Source organism: Nakamurella sp. PAMC28650 (assembly GCF_014303395.1).
Taxonomy (GTDB): domain Bacteria; phylum Actinomycetota; class Actinomycetes; order Mycobacteriales; family Nakamurellaceae; genus Nakamurella.
Genome location: NZ_CP060298.1, coordinates 3304721 through 3323502 on the forward strand (window position 1 = coordinate 3304721; position 18782 = coordinate 3323502).

Annotated in this window: 20 protein-coding genes; 11 read left to right on the forward strand and 9 right to left on the reverse strand. The window is 69.4% G+C overall.

Features of this window, described 5'->3' with window-relative positions; genetic code table 11:
• The first annotated feature begins 49 nt into the window (after positions 1-49).
• From H7F38_RS14945 to H7F38_RS14955, 3 genes are all read left to right on the forward strand, one after another.
• Positions 50-1021, forward strand: a complete 972-nt coding sequence (locus tag H7F38_RS14945; protein WP_187090495.1) for an IS1595 family transposase — start codon at positions 50-52, stop codon at positions 1019-1021.
• 513 nt (positions 1022-1534) lie between these two features.
• Positions 1535-2962: a replication-associated recombination protein A gene (locus tag H7F38_RS14950; RefSeq protein ID WP_255497986.1), complete on the forward strand. Its 1428-nt coding sequence runs from the start codon at positions 1535-1537 to the stop codon at positions 2960-2962.
• Entirely contained in the window at positions 2959-3927 is a 969-nt protein-coding gene (locus H7F38_RS14955) for a quinone oxidoreductase (protein ID WP_187090606.1), read from the forward strand. Before H7F38_RS14950 ends, H7F38_RS14955 begins: the two co-directional genes overlap by 4 nt.
• A gap of 4 nt (positions 3928-3931) precedes the next feature.
• Here H7F38_RS14955 and H7F38_RS14960 read toward each other — a convergent pair whose 3' ends face one another.
• Positions 3932-4462, reverse strand: a complete 531-nt coding sequence (locus tag H7F38_RS14960) for a hypothetical protein (protein WP_187090607.1) — start codon at positions 4460-4462, stop codon at positions 3932-3934.
• 90 nt (positions 4463-4552) lie between these two features.
• Here H7F38_RS14960 and H7F38_RS14965 point away from each other — a divergent pair, with 90 nt between their 5' ends.
• The 7 genes from H7F38_RS14965 to H7F38_RS14995 are packed head-to-tail and all read left to right on the forward strand — an operon-like array spanning position 4553 to position 11612.
• Positions 4553-4939, forward strand: coding sequence for a hypothetical protein (locus H7F38_RS14965; RefSeq protein ID WP_187090608.1), 387 nt, complete (start codon positions 4553-4555; stop codon positions 4937-4939).
• Between the two features lie 57 nt (positions 4940-4996).
• Positions 4997-7681: an alanine--tRNA ligase gene (gene alaS, locus H7F38_RS14970; protein WP_187090609.1), complete on the forward strand. Its 2685-nt coding sequence runs from the start codon at positions 4997-4999 to the stop codon at positions 7679-7681.
• Positions 7678-8220, forward strand: a complete 543-nt coding sequence (gene ruvX, locus H7F38_RS14975) for a Holliday junction resolvase RuvX (RefSeq protein ID WP_187090610.1) — start codon at positions 7678-7680, stop codon at positions 8218-8220. The genes alaS and ruvX overlap by 4 nt, the downstream gene beginning before the upstream one ends.
• The gene (gene mltG / locus H7F38_RS14980; protein ID WP_187090611.1) at positions 8217-9533 is read left to right on the forward strand and encodes an endolytic transglycosylase MltG; all 1317 of its coding nucleotides are present in this window, start codon (positions 8217-8219) and stop codon (positions 9531-9533) included. Before ruvX ends, mltG begins: the two co-directional genes overlap by 4 nt.
• Positions 9530-10393: a shikimate dehydrogenase gene (locus H7F38_RS14985; RefSeq protein ID WP_187090612.1), complete on the forward strand. Its 864-nt coding sequence runs from the start codon at positions 9530-9532 to the stop codon at positions 10391-10393. The genes mltG and H7F38_RS14985 overlap by 4 nt, the downstream gene beginning before the upstream one ends.
• Before the next feature lies 1 nt (position 10394).
• Positions 10395-10928: a hypothetical protein gene (locus H7F38_RS14990; RefSeq protein WP_187090613.1), complete on the forward strand. Its 534-nt coding sequence runs from the start codon at positions 10395-10397 to the stop codon at positions 10926-10928.
• A gap of 51 nt (positions 10929-10979) precedes the next feature.
• A complete protein-coding gene (locus H7F38_RS14995) occupies positions 10980-11612 on the forward strand; it encodes an A24 family peptidase (RefSeq protein WP_187090614.1) in 633 nt (210 codons plus the stop codon).
• Here the strand turns inward: H7F38_RS14995 and H7F38_RS15000 are convergent.
• The 4 genes from H7F38_RS15000 to H7F38_RS15015 all read right to left on the reverse strand — a co-directional run bounded on the left by H7F38_RS15000 (position 11567) and on the right by H7F38_RS15015 (position 14583).
• Positions 11567-12508: a metallophosphoesterase gene (locus H7F38_RS15000; protein WP_187090615.1), complete on the reverse strand. Its 942-nt coding sequence runs from the start codon at positions 12506-12508 to the stop codon at positions 11567-11569. The two genes, H7F38_RS14995 and H7F38_RS15000, sit on opposite strands and share 46 nt — an antisense overlap.
• Positions 12505-13236: an HAD family hydrolase gene (locus tag H7F38_RS15005; protein WP_187090616.1), complete on the reverse strand. Its 732-nt coding sequence runs from the start codon at positions 13234-13236 to the stop codon at positions 12505-12507. The genes H7F38_RS15000 and H7F38_RS15005 overlap by 4 nt, the downstream gene beginning before the upstream one ends.
• 23 nt (positions 13237-13259) lie before the next feature.
• Entirely contained in the window at positions 13260-13538 is a 279-nt protein-coding gene (locus H7F38_RS15010; protein ID WP_187090617.1) for a GlsB/YeaQ/YmgE family stress response membrane protein, read from the reverse strand.
• Positions 13539-13698: 160 nt separating this feature from the next.
• Positions 13699-14583 carry an LLM class flavin-dependent oxidoreductase gene (locus H7F38_RS15015; protein WP_187090618.1) on the reverse strand — a complete coding sequence of 295 codons (885 nt, stop codon included), beginning with the start codon at positions 14581-14583 and terminating at the stop codon, positions 13699-13701.
• A 79-nt stretch (positions 14584-14662) separates the two neighbouring features.
• Here H7F38_RS15015 and H7F38_RS15020 point away from each other — a divergent pair, with 79 nt between their 5' ends.
• Positions 14663-15499: an aldo/keto reductase gene (locus H7F38_RS15020; protein WP_187090619.1), complete on the forward strand. Its 837-nt coding sequence runs from the start codon at positions 14663-14665 to the stop codon at positions 15497-15499.
• A 67-nt stretch (positions 15500-15566) separates the two neighbouring features.
• On the opposite strand, the gene H7F38_RS15025 is transcribed toward H7F38_RS15020, so the two are convergent.
• The 4 genes from H7F38_RS15025 to H7F38_RS15040 are packed head-to-tail and all read right to left on the reverse strand — an operon-like array spanning position 15567 to position 18743.
• Positions 15567-16181 carry a peptide deformylase gene (locus H7F38_RS15025; RefSeq protein ID WP_222618095.1) on the reverse strand — a complete coding sequence of 205 codons (615 nt, stop codon included), beginning with the start codon at positions 16179-16181 and terminating at the stop codon, positions 15567-15569.
• 10 nt (positions 16182-16191) lie between these two features.
• Entirely contained in the window at positions 16192-17259 is a 1068-nt protein-coding gene (locus H7F38_RS15030; protein WP_187090621.1) for a glycoside hydrolase family 76 protein, read from the reverse strand.
• A gap of 3 nt (positions 17260-17262) precedes the next feature.
• A complete protein-coding gene (locus H7F38_RS15035; protein ID WP_187090622.1) occupies positions 17263-18213 on the reverse strand; it encodes an SURF1 family protein in 951 nt (316 codons plus the stop codon).
• Entirely contained in the window at positions 18210-18743 is a 534-nt protein-coding gene (locus H7F38_RS15040; RefSeq protein ID WP_222618096.1) for a low molecular weight protein-tyrosine-phosphatase, read from the reverse strand. Before H7F38_RS15040 ends, H7F38_RS15035 begins: the two co-directional genes overlap by 4 nt.
• Positions 18744-18782: the final 39 nt, after the last annotated feature.

Consider the following 18782-nt stretch of genomic DNA (forward strand, 5'->3'; position numbering starts at 1 on the left):
GATCGAACCTATGTACCGGGTAGCTGCTTGAGTCAAGTAGTATTTGGCCATGTCAGAGCCAGTGTGTGCCTACCCGGTCGGTGGTGTCGATTACCCCCGGACCTTTCAGGAGTTGCTGGAGTGGTTCCCGGATGACTCGTCGTGTCTGGCGTATCTGGAGCGTCTGCGGTGGCCCCAGGGGTTTGTGTGTCCGGTGTGCGGGGCGCCCGGCGGTTGGCGTACGGCGAAGGCGAAATGGATGTGCACCAGGTGTGGCCGGCAGACGTCGGTGACCGCCGGCACGATCTTCCACCGGCTCCGGACGCCGCTGTCGACGTGGTTCGCGGCGATCTGGTTCATCACCTCGCAGAAGAACGGGATGTCCGCGCAAGGTCTGCAGCGGGTGCTGGGTTTCGGATCCTACGAAACAGCGTGGGCGTGGCTGCAGAAGCTACGCCGGGCGATGGTCCGCCCCGAGCGGGAGTTGCTCTCCGGTGTGGTGGAGTTAGATGAAGTGTTCATCGGCAACGAGTCTCGCGGCCGCGCAGGCGGCGTGAAGGACCACACCGCGGCGATGATCGCAGTGGAATCGATCCCCGGCCGCAAGCTGGGCAGGGTCCGCATCGAGCTGGCCGAGACAGCCCGATCGGTCAGCATGCTCGGCTTCGCCGACCGCGTCATCGCCAAAGGATCAACGGTCAGAACCGATGACGCCAACTACCTGAAGAAGCTGACCGCGGCCGGCTACGAGCACGTCGCGTTCGTCGGGACCGACAGCGCCGAGCCCGCCCACATCAACCTCCCCGGCGTCCACATGGTCGCCTCGCTGCTCAAACGCTGGCTGACCGGCACCCTGCATTACGCGGTCTCCCAGGAGCACCTGGCCTACTACCTGGACGAATACACATTCCGGTTCAACCGACGCACCTCGAAGAGTCGCGGGCTTTTGTTCTACCGACTGTTGCAGCAGGCCGTGAACACAGACCCACACCCGCTCGCTGAACTGCGCAATCCTGTTGCAGCAGTGGACGTCCCGTTCTGAACTTTACTCAAGCAGCTACCCAGTACATCTGTTCTCATTCTATCGCCGGTCTGGGGTAAAGCAAGTGCAAAAACCGGAAACTTCATCCATGCAGAGGCACCAGAGAGGCTGCTGGGACAAGGGTTCACTGACGTGACGTGACGGGCCGACATGAAGCCAGGCACTACCGAAAGCAAAAGGTGCCGAAGCCCGGTGATGCCGGTCGCACCCGAGGACAGTGCACCACTCTTTAGGGCATCCCTCTTTCGATCAGTACGTGCGGATGAGTAGGTGCGGATGAGTACGTGTTGATGAGTACTTGTCGGCGAGTACGCGACACGGTGGGTCGAGAGCTTCGCCCGGACTCCCCGCTCCGAGCTCAACCCCGCGGCCAACATCTCGGCCCAGGCTGACCCGACGCGTGACCCGACGCCGACCCCGACGCCCGACCAGACACCGACGCCCGACCAGACGCCTGACTCCACGGGACGCCGCCGGCGCCGCCGGGGCGGGAGCGGCCGGTAGCCTGCCCTCGTGACCGATACCGAGCCCGGGCTGTTCGGGCACGACGCCGAGGACGGGGGGGCCGGACCCGATCCAGCGGGTCCGACAGGCCCGGTCCACCAGCAGCCCCGGTTCGATACTCAGGCCCCGCTCGCGGTGCGGATGCGCCCGCGCACCCTGGACGAGGTGGTGGGCCAGAAGCATCTGCTGGGGCCCGGGGCACCTCTGCGGCGTCTGGTCGAGGGTGGTTCGCCGTCGTCGATGTTGCTCTACGGTCCGCCCGGCACCGGCAAGACCACGCTGGCCACGCTGGTGGCGGGCGCCACCGGGCGTCGCTTCGCCCAGCTCTCAGCCCTGTCCGCCGGTGTCAAGGAGGTACGGGCAGTCATCACCGACGCCTCGAACGCGCTCAGGCGGACCGGCGAGCAGACCGTGCTGTTCATCGACGAGGTGCACCGCTTCTCCAAGACGCAGCAGGATTCGCTGCTGGGCGCGGTGGAGAACCGCACCGTCATCCTGATCGCGGCGACCACCGAGAACCCCTTCTTCGCAGTGGTGTCGCCGCTGCTCTCCCGGTCTCTGGTCCTCCAGCTCCAACCTCTCGCCGACGACGAGGTGGGCGACCTGCTGGATCGCGCGATGACGGACGAGCGCGGCCTGGACGATCGCCTCACCCTCGAGCCGGAGGCCCGCACCCACATTTTGGCGCTGGCCGGCGGCGACGCCAGGAGAGCGCTGACCGCGCTGGAGGCGGCGGCCGACAGCGTCGAGAACGAGAACGGCGAGGTCATCGACCTGACGGCGGTGGAGCGGGCGGTCAACCGGGCGGCAGTGAGGTACGACCGCGACGGGGACCAGCACTACGACGTCACCAGTGCGTTCATCAAGTCGATCCGCGGCAGCGACGTGGACGCCGCTCTGCACTACCTGGCCCGGATGCTGGAGGCGGGGGAGGATCCCCGATTCATCGCCCGCCGCTTGATGATCCACGCCTCGGAGGACATCGGCATGGCCGATCCGACGGCCCTCCCGGTCTGCGTCGCGGCCGCCCAGGTGGTGCAGCTCGTCGGCCTGCCCGAGGCCCGGATCGGTCTGGCCCAGGCCACCATCCACCTGGCCACCGCACCCAAGTCGAACGCCGTCGTGATGGCGATCGACGCCGCGATGGCCGACGTCCGGTCCGGCCGGATCGGATCGGTACCGCCATCGCTCCGGGACGGGCACTACCCGGGCGCGGCCAAGTTGGGCAACGCCCAGCGCTACCTGTACCCGCCTGACGTCCCCGGAGGCGTCGCCGAGCAGCAGTACCCGCCCGACGAGTTGGTCGGCCGCGACTACTACACCCCGGTCGGGCGCGGCGCCGAGCGCCCGGTCGCCGAGCGGCTGCCGCTGATCCGTCGCACCATCAGGGGTACCAAGGATCGAGTGGACCAGCACGACACCAGGGAGAAACCGTGACAAGAGCGATCAGCATTGCGCACGCAGGCGGACCCGAGGTACTGGTCGAGTCCGAGATCACGCTTCCTGCACCAGGTCCCGGGCAAGCGCTTCTCGCGATCACCGGTGCGGGGATCAACTTCATCGACATCTACCGCCGTAGTGGTGTGTATCCGATGGCGCACCCCTACACCCCCGGGACAGAGGGTGCCGGATCGGTGCTCGCGGTGGGCGACGGCGTCACCGAGGTGTCGGTCGGAGACCGGGTGGCCTGGTCGGACATCCCCGGCTCGTACGCGGCCGCCACCGTCGGCGCGGTCGAGCGGCTGATCCCGGTCCCGGACGGGGTCGACGATTTGCAGGCCGCCGCATTCCCGTTGCAGGGCCTCACCGCGCACTACCTGGCTGCCGACTCCCACCCGATCGTGCCCGGCGACACGGTGCTGATCCACGCCGGGGCCGGAGGCGTCGGGTTGCTGCTCACCCAGATCGCGAAGATCAAGGGCGCCACCGTGATCACCACCGTATCGACCGCGGCCAAGGGTGAACTCTCCAAGGGCGCCGGTGCGGACCACGTGCTCATCGGCTACGAGGGTTTCACCGGCAAGGTCAGAGAACTGACCGGCGGCGCGGGCGTGCAGGCGGTGTACGACGGGGTCGGCAAGGACACCTTCGACGGGTCGCTGGACGCGCTGGCCCGTCGCGGGATGTTGGTGCTGTTCGGCGGGTCGAGCGGTCAGGTGCCCCCGTTCGACCCGCAAAGGCTCAATCGCGGTGGGTCTCTGAGCCTGACCCGCCCGACCCTCGTCGACTTCACCGTCACGCGGGCGGAGATGCTGGGCCGGGCCACGGAGTTGCTCGGTTGGATCGCCGACGGCCGGCTGGAGGTGACCGTCGGCGCGACCTACCCCCTGGCCGATGCGGCGAAGGCACACGAGGACCTCGCCGCCCGCCGGACCACCGGCAAGCTGGTACTGCTGCCGTAGTGGCTCAGGCCGCCGGACAGCTGGTTCCCACGGCGATCTCGACCTTGCAGAAATTGCTCGACCAGGCGGCCTTGGCCCCGGCGTCGCCGATCCGATAGACCTGGATCACCGCCACCACCGCGATGGCGAGGGCCAGCACCCCGACCGCGATCTTCGTCGCCGACGACCCGAGCACGGCCGGACCCTTCTCCCGACCGAGAAGGTGCGGGATGCCCCAGGCCGCCAGCGCCAGGACGAACAACCCGATGGCCCACGGGGTCAGCCCGTCACCGATGCGGATGTGCGTCAGGATCAGCTGGCCGTTGGCCGTTTTCGGATCGATGTAGACGTGATGCTGCAACCACTGTCCGGCGTTGGTGGTGATCGGGACGCAGATCAGGGCCAGCAGTGCGATCACGGGGGTGGCGATCCCGAGGCGCACGCGCGCCGCGGGCCACACCGCGGACAGCACGGTCAGCAGGGCCGCCACCGGGATTCCGACGACGACGAGGTGGATCAGCAGGATGTGGGCCGGAAGTCCGTTGAACTCGGTCATCGGTACAGCATGGCGGATGAAGCGCGATCTGCCCGTGGAAACGGGCGACGGATCGCGGCGGGTGGCCGGGTACGCTGGCCAGGCAGTGTCATGCGGACCTTCGAAGGGACATCGCCGACCGTGAAGCGCATCTACTACTTCTCCGCAGGGGTCGCCCTGGGTGCAGTCGCCACCCGGCGTACCCGGCGGGCGAAGGAAGCCGCCCGCGCCGCACTCGCTGCGAAGTTGACGCCGTCGGCCATCGCGGCGGACGTGGCGGACGCGATCGCCGAGCTCGGCAATGCGGTCGGCTCGTTCGCCGCCGACATCCGTCAGGGGGCCGCCAATCGCCGCGCCACCTATCGCCCGATGATCGACAACATGACCGGATCGATCGCCATGATGGCCCCTGATCAGGTCGGCCCCGCCCATCCTCTGGATGCGATCGTGGCCGGCGGACCCGAGGTCTCCGCCGAACCCGGCCGTCGCTCCGCCTGAGCCATCACCCGCCCGGCTGGTCCTTGGTCCTGCCGCGCCCATCCGAAGAAGGACACCTTGCAGACCCACGAGATCCGACGTCGATTCCTGGAGCACTTCGAGCGGGCGGGGCACACCTACGTCCCGTCGGCCTCGCTGGTGTCCGATGATCCGACGCTGCTGTTCACGGTGGCCGGCATGCAGCAGTTCAAGCCCTACTTCCTCGGACAGAGCACGCCGCCGTTCTCCCGGGCGACCAGCGTGCAGAAGTGCGTCAGGACCCTGGACATCGACAACGTCGGCATCACCACGCGTCACAACACGTTCTTCCAGATGGCCGGCAACTTCTCCTTCGGCGACTACTTCAAGTCCGGCGCCATCAAGCACGCCTGGGAGCTCGTCACCAACTCCCAGGACGACGGCGGGTACGGCTTCGACCCCGAGAAGATCTGGGTGACGGTCTACGAGACCGACGACGAGGCGATCAGGCTCTGGCAGGAGATCGCCGGCCTGCCCGCCGAGCGCATCCAGCGGCTCGGGATGGCTGACAACTTCTGGTCGATGGGTACGCCGGGCCCGTGCGGCCCGTGCTCGGAGATCTACTACGACCGCGGACCGGAGTTCGGGCCCGACGGCGGCCCCGCGGTCTCGGACAGCCGATACCTGGAGATCTGGAACCTGGTCTTCATGCAGGACATCCGCGGCGAGTCGGCGGGTGGTGGCAAGGATGACTTCCCGATCCTCGGGCCGCTCCCGCAGCAGAACATCGACACCGGTCTCGGCATCGAGCGGGTCGCCTTCCTGCTCCAGGACGTCGACAACGTCTACGACACCGATCTGTGCCGTCCGATCATCACCGCGATGGAGGACGCGTCGGGAGTCAAGTACGGGGCGTCCAGCGAAACGTCGGACGACGACGTGAAGATGCGCATCATCGCCGACCACAGCCGGTCGGCGGTGATGCTGATCTCCGACGGCGTGACCCCTGGTAACGAGGGCGGCGGGTACGTCCTGCGCCGGCTGATCCGCCGGGCCGTGCGGTCCGCCCGTCTGCTCGGCGTCACCGATCCGGTGATGAGCAAGCTGGTGACGGTCGTCTCCGGCCTGATGAGCGACTCCTACCCGGAGATCGCCGACGACCTCGTCCGCATCGAGCGGGTGGCCGTCGCCGAGGAGAACGCCTTCCTCAAGACGATCGCCTCCGGGTCGAAGCTGTTCGAGACCGCCGCGGCGCAGACCAGGGCCGCCGGGCGCAGCCAGGTCGACGGTTCCACCGCCTTCGTCCTGCACGACACCCAGGGCTTCCCGCTGGACCTGACGCTCGAGATGGCGGCGGAGGCGGGTCTGACCGTCGACACCGTGGAGTTCGACCGACTCATGCAGGAGCAGCGCAGCCGGGCGCGCGCGGACTCCAAGGCACGCAAGGGCGGGCTGGAGGATCTGACGGTCTACCGGCAGCTGCTGGATGCCGGTCCGACCGAGTTCACCGGCTACGACGAGCTCGAATCCGAGGGCACCATCCGCGGCGTGATCTCCGACGGCGAGCGGGTCGGCTCGGCCGGCGAGGGTCGGGTCGTCGAGGTGGTGCTGGACCGGACGGCGCTGTACGCCGAGTCCGGTGGTCAGGACTCCGACGCCGGAACCATTGTCGGCGAAGGCTTCTCGGCCGAGGTACTGGACGTGCAGAAGGTCGATCGCAAGTTGTGGGTGCACAAGGTGCGGATCCTGCACGGTGAGCTGACCGAGGGCGCCGGCGTGCTGAGCAAGGTCGATCCGGACTGGCGACTCGGCGCGCGCCAGGCGCACAGCGGCACCCACGTGGTCCATGCGGCGCTGCGTGAGGTGCTCGGACCGGAAGCCCTGCAGGCCGGTTCCTACAACAAGCCGGGCTACCTGCGGCTGGACTTCTCCTGGTCGAGTTCGCTGTCGCCGGAAACCAGGAGCGAGATCGAGGAGGTCTCCAACCGGGCGGTCCGCAGCGATCTCGGCGTGCGGGTCCTCTACGGCACCCAGCAGGAGGCCCAGCGGATGGGCGCGATCGCGTTGTTCGGCGAGACCTACGACGACACCGTCCGGATCGTCGAGATCGGCGGCCCCTGGTCGGTCGAGCTCTGCGGTGGCACCCACGTGCAGCACTCGAGCCAGATCGGTCCGATCGCGCTGACCGCCGAGTCCTCGATCGGCTCCGGGGTCCGCCGGGTCGAGGCGGCCGTCGGGATCGAGGCCTTCCACCGGCTCGCGGCCGAGCGCACGCTGCTGAATGCCGTCGCGGGTTCGCTCAAGGTCCAGCCGGCCGATCTGCCGGCGCGCGTCGAGACGCTGGTCGAGCGTCTGCGGGTGGCCGAGAAGGAGCTGGAGAAGTTCCGGGCCGCAGCGGCTCTCGCGTCGGCGGGAACGTTGGCCGATGCCGCCGCACCGGTCGGCGATGTGTTCCTCGTCGCAGCCTCGGCTCCGGAGGGCACCTCGGCGAACGATCTGCGGACGCTGGCCACCGATGTGCGCGGCCGGCTGAACGGCCGCCCCGGGGTGGTCGCGTTGTTCGCGCCGTCCGGTGACACCGTGGCCTTCGTGCTGGCGCTGACCCCCGAATCCACCGGTGCTCACGGTCTCAGGGCCGGTGATCTGGTGAAATCGTTCCTGCCGGCCATCGGCGGGCGAGGCGGTGGGCGGCCGGACCTCGCGCAGGGCGGCGGGACGAATCCGGCCGGCATCGCTGACGCGATCGCCGCGCTGAAGAAGGACCTGGGCGGCACTGCGCGGTGAGGTCCACGTCAGGCGGCGACGCCGCATCCGACGACACGCCCGGACCACTACCGCGCCAGGGTGTACGTCTGGGTGTCGACGTCGGTAGCGTGCGGGTGGGGGTCGCGCGAAGCGATCCCCACGGCATTCTGGCCACCCCGGTGGTGACCCTGGCCCGTGACGAGACGGGCGGGTCCGACCTGGACTCGTTGCGCGACCTCGTCGCCGAACTGGAAGTGGTGGAGGTGGTGGTGGGTCTGCCCAGGACTCTGCGAGGTGCGATCGGATCGGCGGCCACGTCGACCCGGTCCTACGGGGCGCTTCTCTCCGCGCGGATCGCACCGGTCCCCGTCGTGTTCGTCGACGAACGGCTGACGAGCGTCACCGCGAACCGGATGCTCGCCGAGCAGGGTATCCGGGAGAAGTCGCGTCGCGCGGTGATCGACCAGGCCGCGGCCGTCGCCATCCTCCAGGTCCGGCTCGACACGTTGTCGGCCGACCGGCGGCAGGCGGACCGGCGGCAGGCGGACCGGCGGCAGGCCGACCGGGGCCGCGGATGAGCGACCAACTCGGCCTGTTCGACCGGCACGGTGAGGACGACACCGGCGAACTCGATCTGGACGACCTGCGCGCCGCGCTGACCAGGACCGCCGCAGCGGCCCCGACCCAGCGCCGTCCTCCTGGTGTTCCGCGCCGGGAACAGCGAGCGGCCCGGCTGGCCGCCGCCCGGCGCCGGAAGCGCCGCACCCGCCAGACGGTGCTGGCCGTGGTCGTCCTGCTGCTGCTGATCGCCGGTGGTGTGGTCGCCTTCAAGTGGTGGCGCACCGATTCGACGGCGATCCCGGATTTCCAGGGCACCGGAACGACCGAGACGGTGGTGCGGGTGTCGGGCGGGGACTCGCTCACCGACATCGCCGACACGCTGGCCACCGACAACGTGGTGGCCTCCTCGAAGGCGTTCGTCGCTGCTGCGTCCAACAACGCGGACGTCGCGAAGATCAAGACCGGTTTCTACAAGGTCCGGCTCCATGCCTCCGCGGCCGCGGCGGTCACCGCGTTGACGGCGTCGACCGCCCGGGTGGGGGAGTTGCGCTTGATCCCGGGTCAGCAACTGGCCGACGTCACGGCGAAGAACGGCAAGGTCACCGACGGCTACATCTCTCAGATCACCAAGGCCGCCTGCGTACCGCTGAACGGGGTGAGCAACTGCTTCGATGCCGCTGCGCTCTGGCAGGTCGAGCAGACCGCCGACCCCAAGGACCTCCGGGTGGTCAGCTGGGCCTGGAATGCGATCGCCAAGGCTCCGGATCCCAAGAAGAGGCTCGAAGGCATGTTGGTGCCGGGCGACTACGACATCCAGCCGGGTTCCACCCCGCTGGAGGCCCTCCAGCAGGTCATGCAGGCCTCGGCCGCGAACTGGAACGCCACCGACATCGTCGCCGACGCCGCCGCGGTCTCGCGGTCCCCCTACGACGTCGCGATCGTGGCTTCGTTGATCGAGCGGGAAGGCAACTCCACCAGCATGACGAAGGTCGCGAGGGTGACCTACAACAGGCTCGCGATCAGCATGAGACTGCAGTTCGACTCGACGGTGGACTACGCGCTGGGCAAGTCCCAGGTGTCCACCACCAGCGCCGAGCGCGAGAACCCGTCTCCGTACAACACCTACCTCAGGGCCGGGTTGCCGCCCACGCCGATCACGTCGCCCGGTCCCGCGGCGCTGGACGCAGCCCTCAATCCGGACGACGGCAACTGGCTGTTCTTCGTCAAGATCGCGCAGGGGCAGAACGGAGCTTTCTGCTTCTCGCAGACCTTCGCCCAGCACACCAAGTGCGTCGCGCAGGCCAGGGCGGCCGGCGTGTTCGGCGGATGATCGCTGCGCTCCCCGGAACGTCCGCGCATCGCGCGGCCGTGCTGGGATCGCCCGTCGCCCATTCCCTCTCCCCGGCCCTGCATCTGGCCGGTTTCGCGGCCGCCGGCCTGACCGGATGGACCTACTCCAGGATCGAGTGCGATGCGGTGGCCCTGCCCGGCCTGGTGGCCGCGGCCGGGCCGGAGTGGGCCGGCTTCTCGGTGACGATGCCCGGCAAGGAGGCGGCGGCGGCGGCGGCCGACGTCCGGAGCGCGCGCGTCGACCTCCTGGGGGTCGCCAACACGTTGTGGCACGGGCCGAAGGGTTGGCACGCCGAGAACACCGACGTGGACGGCGTCTGCGGCGCCCTTGGCGCGGCCGGGGTCGCGCCGCACCGGGTCCTGGTCCTCGGCGGCGGGGGCACCGCCCGATCGGTCGTCGCGGCCCTGGCCGAACTGCACGTCGAGGAACTGGTCCTGGCCGGCCGCCGGCCGCAGAGCACGTGGGCCTGCGTCGAACTGGCCCGCCGGGTCGGTCTGCCGGTGACGGCGTCCGACCTCGAACCGGCGAACGTCGCGCGGGTGGCCGCCGAGGTGGATCTGGTGGTCTCCACCGTTCCGGCCGGCGCGGCCGATCACCTGGCCGCGGTGCTGGCCGGGGTACCGGCCCTGCTCGATGTGCTCTACCACCCGTGGCCGACTCCGCTGGCGGCCGCCTCGGTGCCGGGGCGCACGACGGTGACGGGGCTGGACATGTTGCTGCACCAGTCCTTTCGCCAGTTCGAGCTGTTCACCGGGCGCCCGGCGCCCATGGTCGAGATGCGGGCCGGGCTCCAACTGGCGAGCGGGGCCGGACTACCCCTGCCGATCGGTGCGAGATGACGTGGAACTGAAAACCCTCCGGCTGATCGTGGCGCTCGGCGCTGTGCTCGCATCGGCGGGCTGCATGATCGCGTCGCTGCTGACCTGGATCTCGCTGTCCGACGGAACCGGTGGCACCACGTCGATCTCGGGTTGGGGCGGCATCACCGGCGGTCAGATCGACGGGCAGAACATCAACGATGCGATGGCCGGTTTCGCCACCTACCGGCCCGGTGCGCTCTCCGTCGTGATCGGCGGGCTCGCCCTGCTGGCCGCCTTCGGCATCGCCCTGGTCGCCAGGGGGGACAAGCCACACCGCATCCCGGCGGCGGTGCTCTCCCTGTGCGGACTGGGTGGTCTGGCCTGGGGCATCTTCCGGGGGGTTTCGCCGGGTGACCTGGCCGGCGTGCTCGGTTCCGGAGAGGGATCCAGTGGTCCCGGTCCGTGGCTGACCGCGGGTTGCTCGCTGTTCCTGCTCGCCGGAGCGGTGGCGGTCTTCACCGGTGTGCTCGACCCGCCGCCGCCGGTCCGTCGCCGGGGGATCCAACCGCGCTGAGGTTGTGGACAGTTCCGCCGGGCCGGCCGCCGATCGTGCGAAGGTGGGTGGATGCGGGGGGTCGAGGTTCTGGTGACAGCGCTGACGGTGTCGGGCGGCGCGGTGGCCGGCGCCCTGGTGCGCCGACTGCTGGGACGGTTGCGGCGCGGGGTGGTCCTGCCAGCGGGCCCCACCGAGGTCGCCGCTGCCCTGGTCGCCGGACTGTCGGTCGTGATGGCCTGGGGCAGACCGACCCTGGCGCTGGTCCTGCTGGCCGGGCTGCTGCTGGTCGCGCTCTCCGGCGTCGACCTGGTGCACCACCGACTGCCCGACGCGATCACCCGGCCCGCCCTGCCGGTGGCGGCGCTGACCGTGGTCCTCACCCATCTCCTCGCGCCGTACTCGGGATCTGCGCTGCGGTCCTTGGTGTCCGGCGCACTGCTGTGGATGCTGTTCGCGGCGCTGGCGCGCCTCTCGTCGGCGTGGATGGGGCGCGGCGACGTCAAGCTGATCCCCACCCTGGGACTGCTGCTGGGCTACGTGTCGGCATCCTCGGTGGTGCTGGGCCTCGCGGTGGCGTTCGGGCTCGGATCGGTCCTGTCGCTGGCGGCGGTGGTGGCCGGCCGGCTGCGGATGAGGTCGGCGATCCCCCTCGGGCCCTACCTGCTGTTCGGGACGTGGGCCGTACTACTGGTGGGAGTGTAGATCGGATGGGCGGCAATCACTGCGGCGCAGCCGGTTTCATCCAGGTGGAAGATCTCCGGTGTGTCGTCCACCGGAACGACCGAGACGCTCACCGTGCCGTCCGGGAACAGTCGCACCAGGTTGAACCCGGCCGCACCGTAGGTGCGTTCGTGGCCGGGCGGGGCCAGCGGATCGGTCCGGATCGCGGTGGACGGGGCGATGGCGACCGGAACGCCGCCGACGAGGCCGGAGCCGGCCAGGTGGTGGTGGCCCGCCAGGATGATCCGGGTGTCGCTACCGGCGACGGCCTCGGCCAGTGCGGCCCGGGACCGGCGGTCCAGTGCGAAATACGTCAGCAGCGGTGACGGAGGTGGCAGGGGCGCATGATGCAGCACCACCATCGAGCCGCCCGGGTAGGGCTGGTCCAGCTCGGCGGCCAGTTCGGCCAGGTGCCCGGGTTCCAGCACGCCGTGACCGGCCCCCACCACCGTGGAGTCCAGCACCAGGATGCGGACGCCGGCCAGTCGGTGCACCTGCAGGATGGGTCCCTCCCGCCCCGGCTCGCCGAGCAACTCCGCGTGGAAGACGGCCCTGACGTCGTGGTTGCCGGTGGCGTAGACCACCTGTGGCGCCAGCGGTGCCAGCACGGCGCGCAGGTGGCGGTAGGCATCCGGATCGCCGGAATCGGTGAGATCACCGGACACCACGATGATGTCGGGTGCCCGTCCCTGCGCGCGGGCCCTGGCCAGGGCGTCGGTGACCCTGGCCAGCGCGGCCGCCGGGTCGATGACGCCGTTGTACAGCACGCCGGTACTGGTCAGATGGGTGTCCGACAGGTGGGCGACGACCAGGTCGGGCACCTCGGCGGGCAGACCGTCCGGCGTGGGAAGTGCTGCGGCGTCGAACGAGTGGCTCATCGCGCTCCTCCGTAGCGATCCGCCCAGTTCCTGATGCCGGGAACGAGCGAGGCGAGATCTGCGGCGCGCAGGGTCGGCGTACCGTCGCCTCGACCGAAGCGGTCGACCAGAGCGGTCTCCGCCCCCCGTCGGTGCGCATCGGCGAGATCGGAGCGCCAGCGGTCGCCGACCACCATCATCCGCCGGGGGTCCTGGCCCGCGCCGATCCGGTGCAGGGTGGCGTCGATGATGGCCGGCATGGCGGCGGGCTTGTCGACCGCGGTGATGACCTGGTGGATCCGGCCGGCCACCCCGATCGCCTCGAGCACCTCCGCGACACCCACCTCGGCGTTCGTCACGACCATCACATGGGTCGTGTGCAGGCTCTCCAGGAGTCCCAGAAGTCCGTCCGGCGCTTCCAGTGCGAAGGCGGATCCGGCCAGGTCAGCGCGCGCCGCCCGATGTGCGGCTGCCACCCGGTCCGGGGTGAGACCAGCGGCGGCGGCAAGGATTTCGACTGCGTCGTCGCCGTCCTGGGCGGCGCCGAGGTCGACCAGGCGATCACCGGCCGACTTGCCCTCCAGGAAATACCGGACGTTGTCGATCAGGTGGGTGGCGCCGCGGTCGGAGAGCTGCTCTGCGCAATGCCGGGCGAACGCAAGAATCGGCAGGTCACCCACGTACAGCGTCCCGTCGAGATCGAACAGCAGCGCCGTGGAGGCCACTCGTCCGGACGGGGCAGTGGGCACCTGCCGATCGTAGAGCGTGTGGATCAGACCCTGGAGCGGGACCTGCTGCCGAACCTGATCCACAGCAGCAGCACGATGATGGCGCCGATGATGGATCCGATGATGCCGGACGGCTGGAAGAAGCCGTTCTGGGCATCCTTGTGGAAGAGCAGGTAGCCGAGGAAGCCACCGACGAACGATCCGACGATGCCGATCACGATGGTCGCCGGGATGGACAGGTTCTGCTTGCCCGGTACGACCAGACGGGCGATGGCGCCGGCGATCAGGCCGATCACGATCAGGCTGATGATGAGTCCGAGCATTGGTGTGATTCTCCCTGGGTGGGTCGGTGCAGAGTATTTCTCCGAGCGACAGGTGCCCGACCCGGACCTCGCCAAACATTCCAGGCGGCGGCCTGTCGCCGAAATGGTCTTTCCATCCCGTTTTACCGTCTCTTTCACCTGATCGGTGCATTCCGATGGCTCAGTCCAGGTACTGCCCGTCCACGAGCATCTCGGCGATCCGGTCCAGGACGGTCTCGTCGCCGGCAAAGGTCTTCGTCGACCGCGGCCAGTGGATGACCAGGTCGGTGAAGCCCAGGGCCCTGGCGCGGACCGCCGCCGCGGTGAACGAACCCGGATCGGTGAACGAGTAGCCCGGGGCGGCGTCCAACGAGAGGTACCGGCTGATCAGTGCGGGGTCGCGACCGATCTCCACCGCCGCAGCCTCGAAGGTCGTCACCAGGGACGCGAGCCGTTCCCACCACGCGTCGGCCGTGAGGTCGCCGTCGGGTCCGGTGGTGGCCCACCCGTCATGGCCGGCCGCCAACCGGACGGATCTCGGTCCGCTCCCGGCCATCACCAACGGGATGCGCGCCCGTGATCCCGACGGGACCATGCGCGCCCGCTCGGCCGTGAAGTACTTGCCCTTCCAGCTGGTCTCGGGCTGCCGGAGCAGCAGGTCGGTGAGCGCGAGGAATTCCGTCAGACGGTCGACCCGCTCCTTCGGTGGCAGGTTCTCCCGGCCGAGCACGGCGGAGTCCCAGCCGAGGCCGCCCGCTCCGATGGCCGCGATCAACCGGCCGTCACCGCCCGCGATGTCGTCGAGGGACATCAGTTCCTTGGCGAAGGTCACGGGATGACGGAAGTTCGGCGAGATCACCCAGGTTCCGAGTTTCAGCGTCGAGGTGGCGCCGGCGGCGACCGCCAGGGTCGTGACGGTCGCGTACCAGGGCTCGTCGGCGAGGTCCCGCCAGGCCAGATGGTCGTACGTCCAGCCATGGGCGAACCCCCGGTCCTCGAGTGATTTCCAGCGTCTCCTCGTTTCGACGGCCGGGAACTGGGGCAACACAACAACGCCTACTCGCATGGGACAAGAACCTACCCGGCGGGCCGGGCCCGTTCAGTACGATGGACATACAAAACTGGACCCACCGAGGAGATCAAAGATGGTTGCAGTACCGAACGTGCTTCTGAACAACGGCGTGGAGATCCCGCAGCTGGGGTTCGGTGTCTTCCAGATCGACCCGTCGGAGACCGCCGACGCCGTGTCCAAGGCCTTCGAGATCGGCTACCGGCACATCGACACCGCCCAGATGTACGGGAACGAGAAGGGGGTCGGGCAGGCCTTCGCGAAGTCCGGTCTCGATCGCTCCGAGGTGTTCATCACCAGCAAGCTGAACAACAACCAGCTCGGCCACGACGCAGCGCTGACCGCCTTCGACAAGACCCTGGCCGATCTCGGCCTCGAGAAGGTCGACCTGTTCCTGATCCACTGGCCACTGCCCACCAAGCGCGACTTCGTCGAGACCTGGAAGGCGTTCGAGGAGATCTACCGCGACGGGCGTGCGCGCTCGATCGGCGTCTCCAACTTCCAGCCGCACCACCTGCGCCGCCTGCACGAGGAGACGACCATCCCGCCGGCCGTCAACCAGATCGAGGTGCATCCCTACCTGACGCAGGAGGAACTGCGTGCCTTCGACGACGAGCACGGGATCGCCACCGAGGCCTGGTCGCCCATCGCCCAGGGCAAGGTGCTGGACGACCCGACCATCGTTGCGATCGCGAAGGAACACGGCAAGACGCCCGCCCAGGTCGTGCTCCGCTGGCACATCCAGCACGGCAGCATCGTCTTCCCGAAGTCGGTGACCGAGTCCCGGATGAAGGAGAACTTCGAGATCTTCGACTTCGAGCTCCCGGTGTCGGACATGGGCTCCATCTCGGCACTCAACAAGGACGAGCGCACCGGTCCAGACCCGGACGTCTTCGACTACATCCCGGCGTAGTCTCCGGAACCAGGAAGGGCCCGCTGCCTCGGCAGCGGGCCCTTCCTCGTCCGGTCGTCCTGATTGCCTAGAAACCCAGTGCCACCCGTGCGTCCTGCGGTGTCGGACCGGCCCACCGGGTCAGGTACTCCTGCGTACCGGCCAGTGACCTGGTGAAGGCCTTGTCGAGGTAGAGGATCCCGGCCAGGTGGTCGGTCTCGTGGGCGACGATGCGGGCCGCCCAGCCGGTGACCACCTCGTCGATGGCCGTCCTGCTCTCGTCGAGAGCCCGTAACCGGACGGCACTCGGCCGTTCCACCACCGCCTGGTAACCCGGCACCGAAAGGCAGCCCTCGTAGAACGCGGCCACCCCGTCGTCGACGGGCGTGTACGACGGATTGACCAGCACCCGGAACGGCACCGGCACCCGGTCACGGATCTGCGCCACCTCGGCGGGCAGACCCGCCAGATCCTCGATGACGGCCAGCTGGACCCCCAGGCCGATCTGGGGCGATGCGAGGCCGACACCCGGTGCAGCCAGCATGCTCTCGCGCATCGCGACGATCAGTTCGGCGAACAGGTCCGACGGGAGGCTGAAGTCGTAGGGCTCGGCCCGGTGGCGCAGCACGGGGTGGCCGGCCGAGACGATGGGCAGGGGACGTGGTCCGGCCAGGAGCTTCTGGACCTGATCGATGAGCAGCACACCGGACACGTTAGTCGGCCCGCTCCAGCAGCGCGGCCGCCTCGAGCAGCATCCATCCCGAGAGTTGTACGGACAGATCACATTCGGGCCGGGACGAGGCTCCCGGCCCGGTACGCCCCGGCCGCTGCGCCGGCCTGGTCCAGTCGGCTCCGAACAGCGGGCCGTGCTGAGCATCGACCCGGTGTTCCCAGGCCGCGGCGGCCGAGCCCGTGACGAGTGCGCCCGCCGTGGATCTGGCCCGGCGGTCGGCGCGGTCGGCGCCCGGCAGCCGGGTGGACACCAGGGCCAGATAGCGGGCCAGGATCCCGGTGAACAGCCCGCCATCACCCCCGCCGTGACCGATCAGTACTCCGCCGGAGGTCATCTCGGCGGCCACCGCCGCCACGAGCCGATGGACCCTGGCCCGGTCGCCGCCCGACACGGCGAGCTCCACCTCGAGTCCGAGGACAGCCCCCTGGTTGTACGTGTAGAAGACGGGCTTCAGATCCTCACCGGGATGGAAGCCATCGGCGATCAGGTCGCTGCCGGGGGTGCGCAGGTGGCTATCGATCCAGTCGGCCATCTGCCGGGCTCGCCGGGTGAAACCGCTGCGGGCCAACAGGATCGCCGCCGGGGCATTGGCGGGGGAGTTGTAGAACTCGTCCCCGCGGCGCCAGGGGATGCCCCCCACCGGCGGGTTCCACGCGTCCAGGATGGCGGTCACGGGTGCCCGGACGCTCCGCGGGTCGACGCCCAGCGGGACGGCGCGCTGCAGGGCCAGACCGATCCAGGCCATGTCGTCGTAGTAGTCGTTGGTGTACCGGCCGAGATTGCGCAGCCGGATGGCCCGCGCGAGGCCGGCCACCCTCCGGGTGCGCACCTCACCCGGGGAACGCATCCAGGCGTCCACGGCACAGTCCAGCAGGTGCGCCTGCCACCAGAGGTGCCACGTCAGGAACAGGCGGTGCCCGGGATCGAACGGCCAGCCGACCACGCCGAGCGCCGTCCCGGGAAGACCCAGGAGCCGCCGAGCGTGCCGGCCCCACACCGCCTCTTCGGCGGCGGTGGCGCGCTCCTGCCAGATCTGCGGCCCGGCCAACGGTCAGTCGAAGAGCTGCGTGCGGTCGAAGCCGTCCCTGGACGCGCGTCTGGACCTGGACTTCCGGCCGTGCGATCCGGTTTCCGTCGGTGCGGTCCCTGCCATTTCCTCCGGCGATGCACCCGTCCGCTCGGGATAGGGGACGTTGCGCTCGTCCGGGCCGCGTGGGTCGGTGGCCTCGCGGAAGATGAAGTAGCAGATGGCCAGGAGGGACATCGCGCCGAACGCCGACCACTGCAGGGCGTAGGAGAAGTAGGGACCGACCGAGGTCTGCGGCATCCCGATCTCCTGCAGCACACCGGGAGTACCCGCGACCAACTGGATGTACCCCTGCAGGACGTCGCCGCCGGCCCCGGTGGTGCCGTCGATTCCGGCGAGGTCGTCGGCGTTCACCGCCCAGGCCTGGTCGAGACCGTCCGTGAACCTGGGCTTGCGGTTCTTCGGGTCGGTCTGGTCCTGCTGGACACGTCCGGTCACCGTCACCTGGCCGGTGGGCGGCGGCGGCAGCGGGACACCGGCCTTGATGTCCCCGAACGACCGGTACCCGCGGTCGACCAGCAGGATCCGGCCGTCGGTCATCTTCAGGGGGAGCACCACCTCGGACACCGGATTGCCGCTGCTGTCCTGCCGCAGCCGGACGTAGTGCACGTTGCCGGTGTCGAAGACGCCGGTGGCCGTGGCCAACTGGTAGACGTCCTTGCCGGCCGGCTGCCGGTCGGTGGAGAGGTACTGGCTCACCGGGACGGGGTCGCTCTTGAGGGCGGCGTCGACCTGCGCGTTGGAGGCGTCGTTCTGCGCACTGCGGCTGAACTGCCAGGGGGCCAGGACCAACCAGCAGGCAGCCGTGAAGGCCAGCGCCGCGACGATGGCGCCGAGCCAGCCGGGCTTGAGCAGAAATCCGAAGCGTGGTCGTCGTGCCGGGGCCGAGGGGTCCTTCTCCAGCGTCGCGGTCATCCGAGCCGCCGCCTGATCTCCCGGATGACGCCCGGAAGCGCGGCGGCCGTCATGGCGACCACCTCGTCGAACTCGGAGTCCGGGCCCTGGTAGGGGTCGGGGACGTCCTCGCCGTCCGCGGTGGGATCGAAGCTCCGCAGGAGTCTCACCTTGTCCTGGACCGGGGTGAGCGTTCGCAGGATCCGCTCGTGGCCACGATCGGCCGCGAGGGCCAGGTCGACGGTCGCGAGCTCCTCTGCGGTGATCTGGTGGGCACGGTGCTCGGTGGCGAAGCCGGCGCGCCGCAGGGCGGCCTGGGCCTGGCGATCTGCGGGGTACCCGACGTGCCAGCTGCCGGTGCCGGCGCTGGTCACCCGGACCGCATCTTCCAGACCGGCGTCGGCGATCGCAGCCCGCAGCATCTGCTCACCGATCGGCGAGCGGCAGATGTTGCCGGTGCAGATCACGCTCACGTGCAGCCGCGGATCGGCCGGGAGACCCGGTTGATCGACCTCCGTCCGGCCCTGGTGTCGACTCGCGGCAAGGTTCACCTGATCATTGTCACCCGAAATGACAGACTGACCACCCCG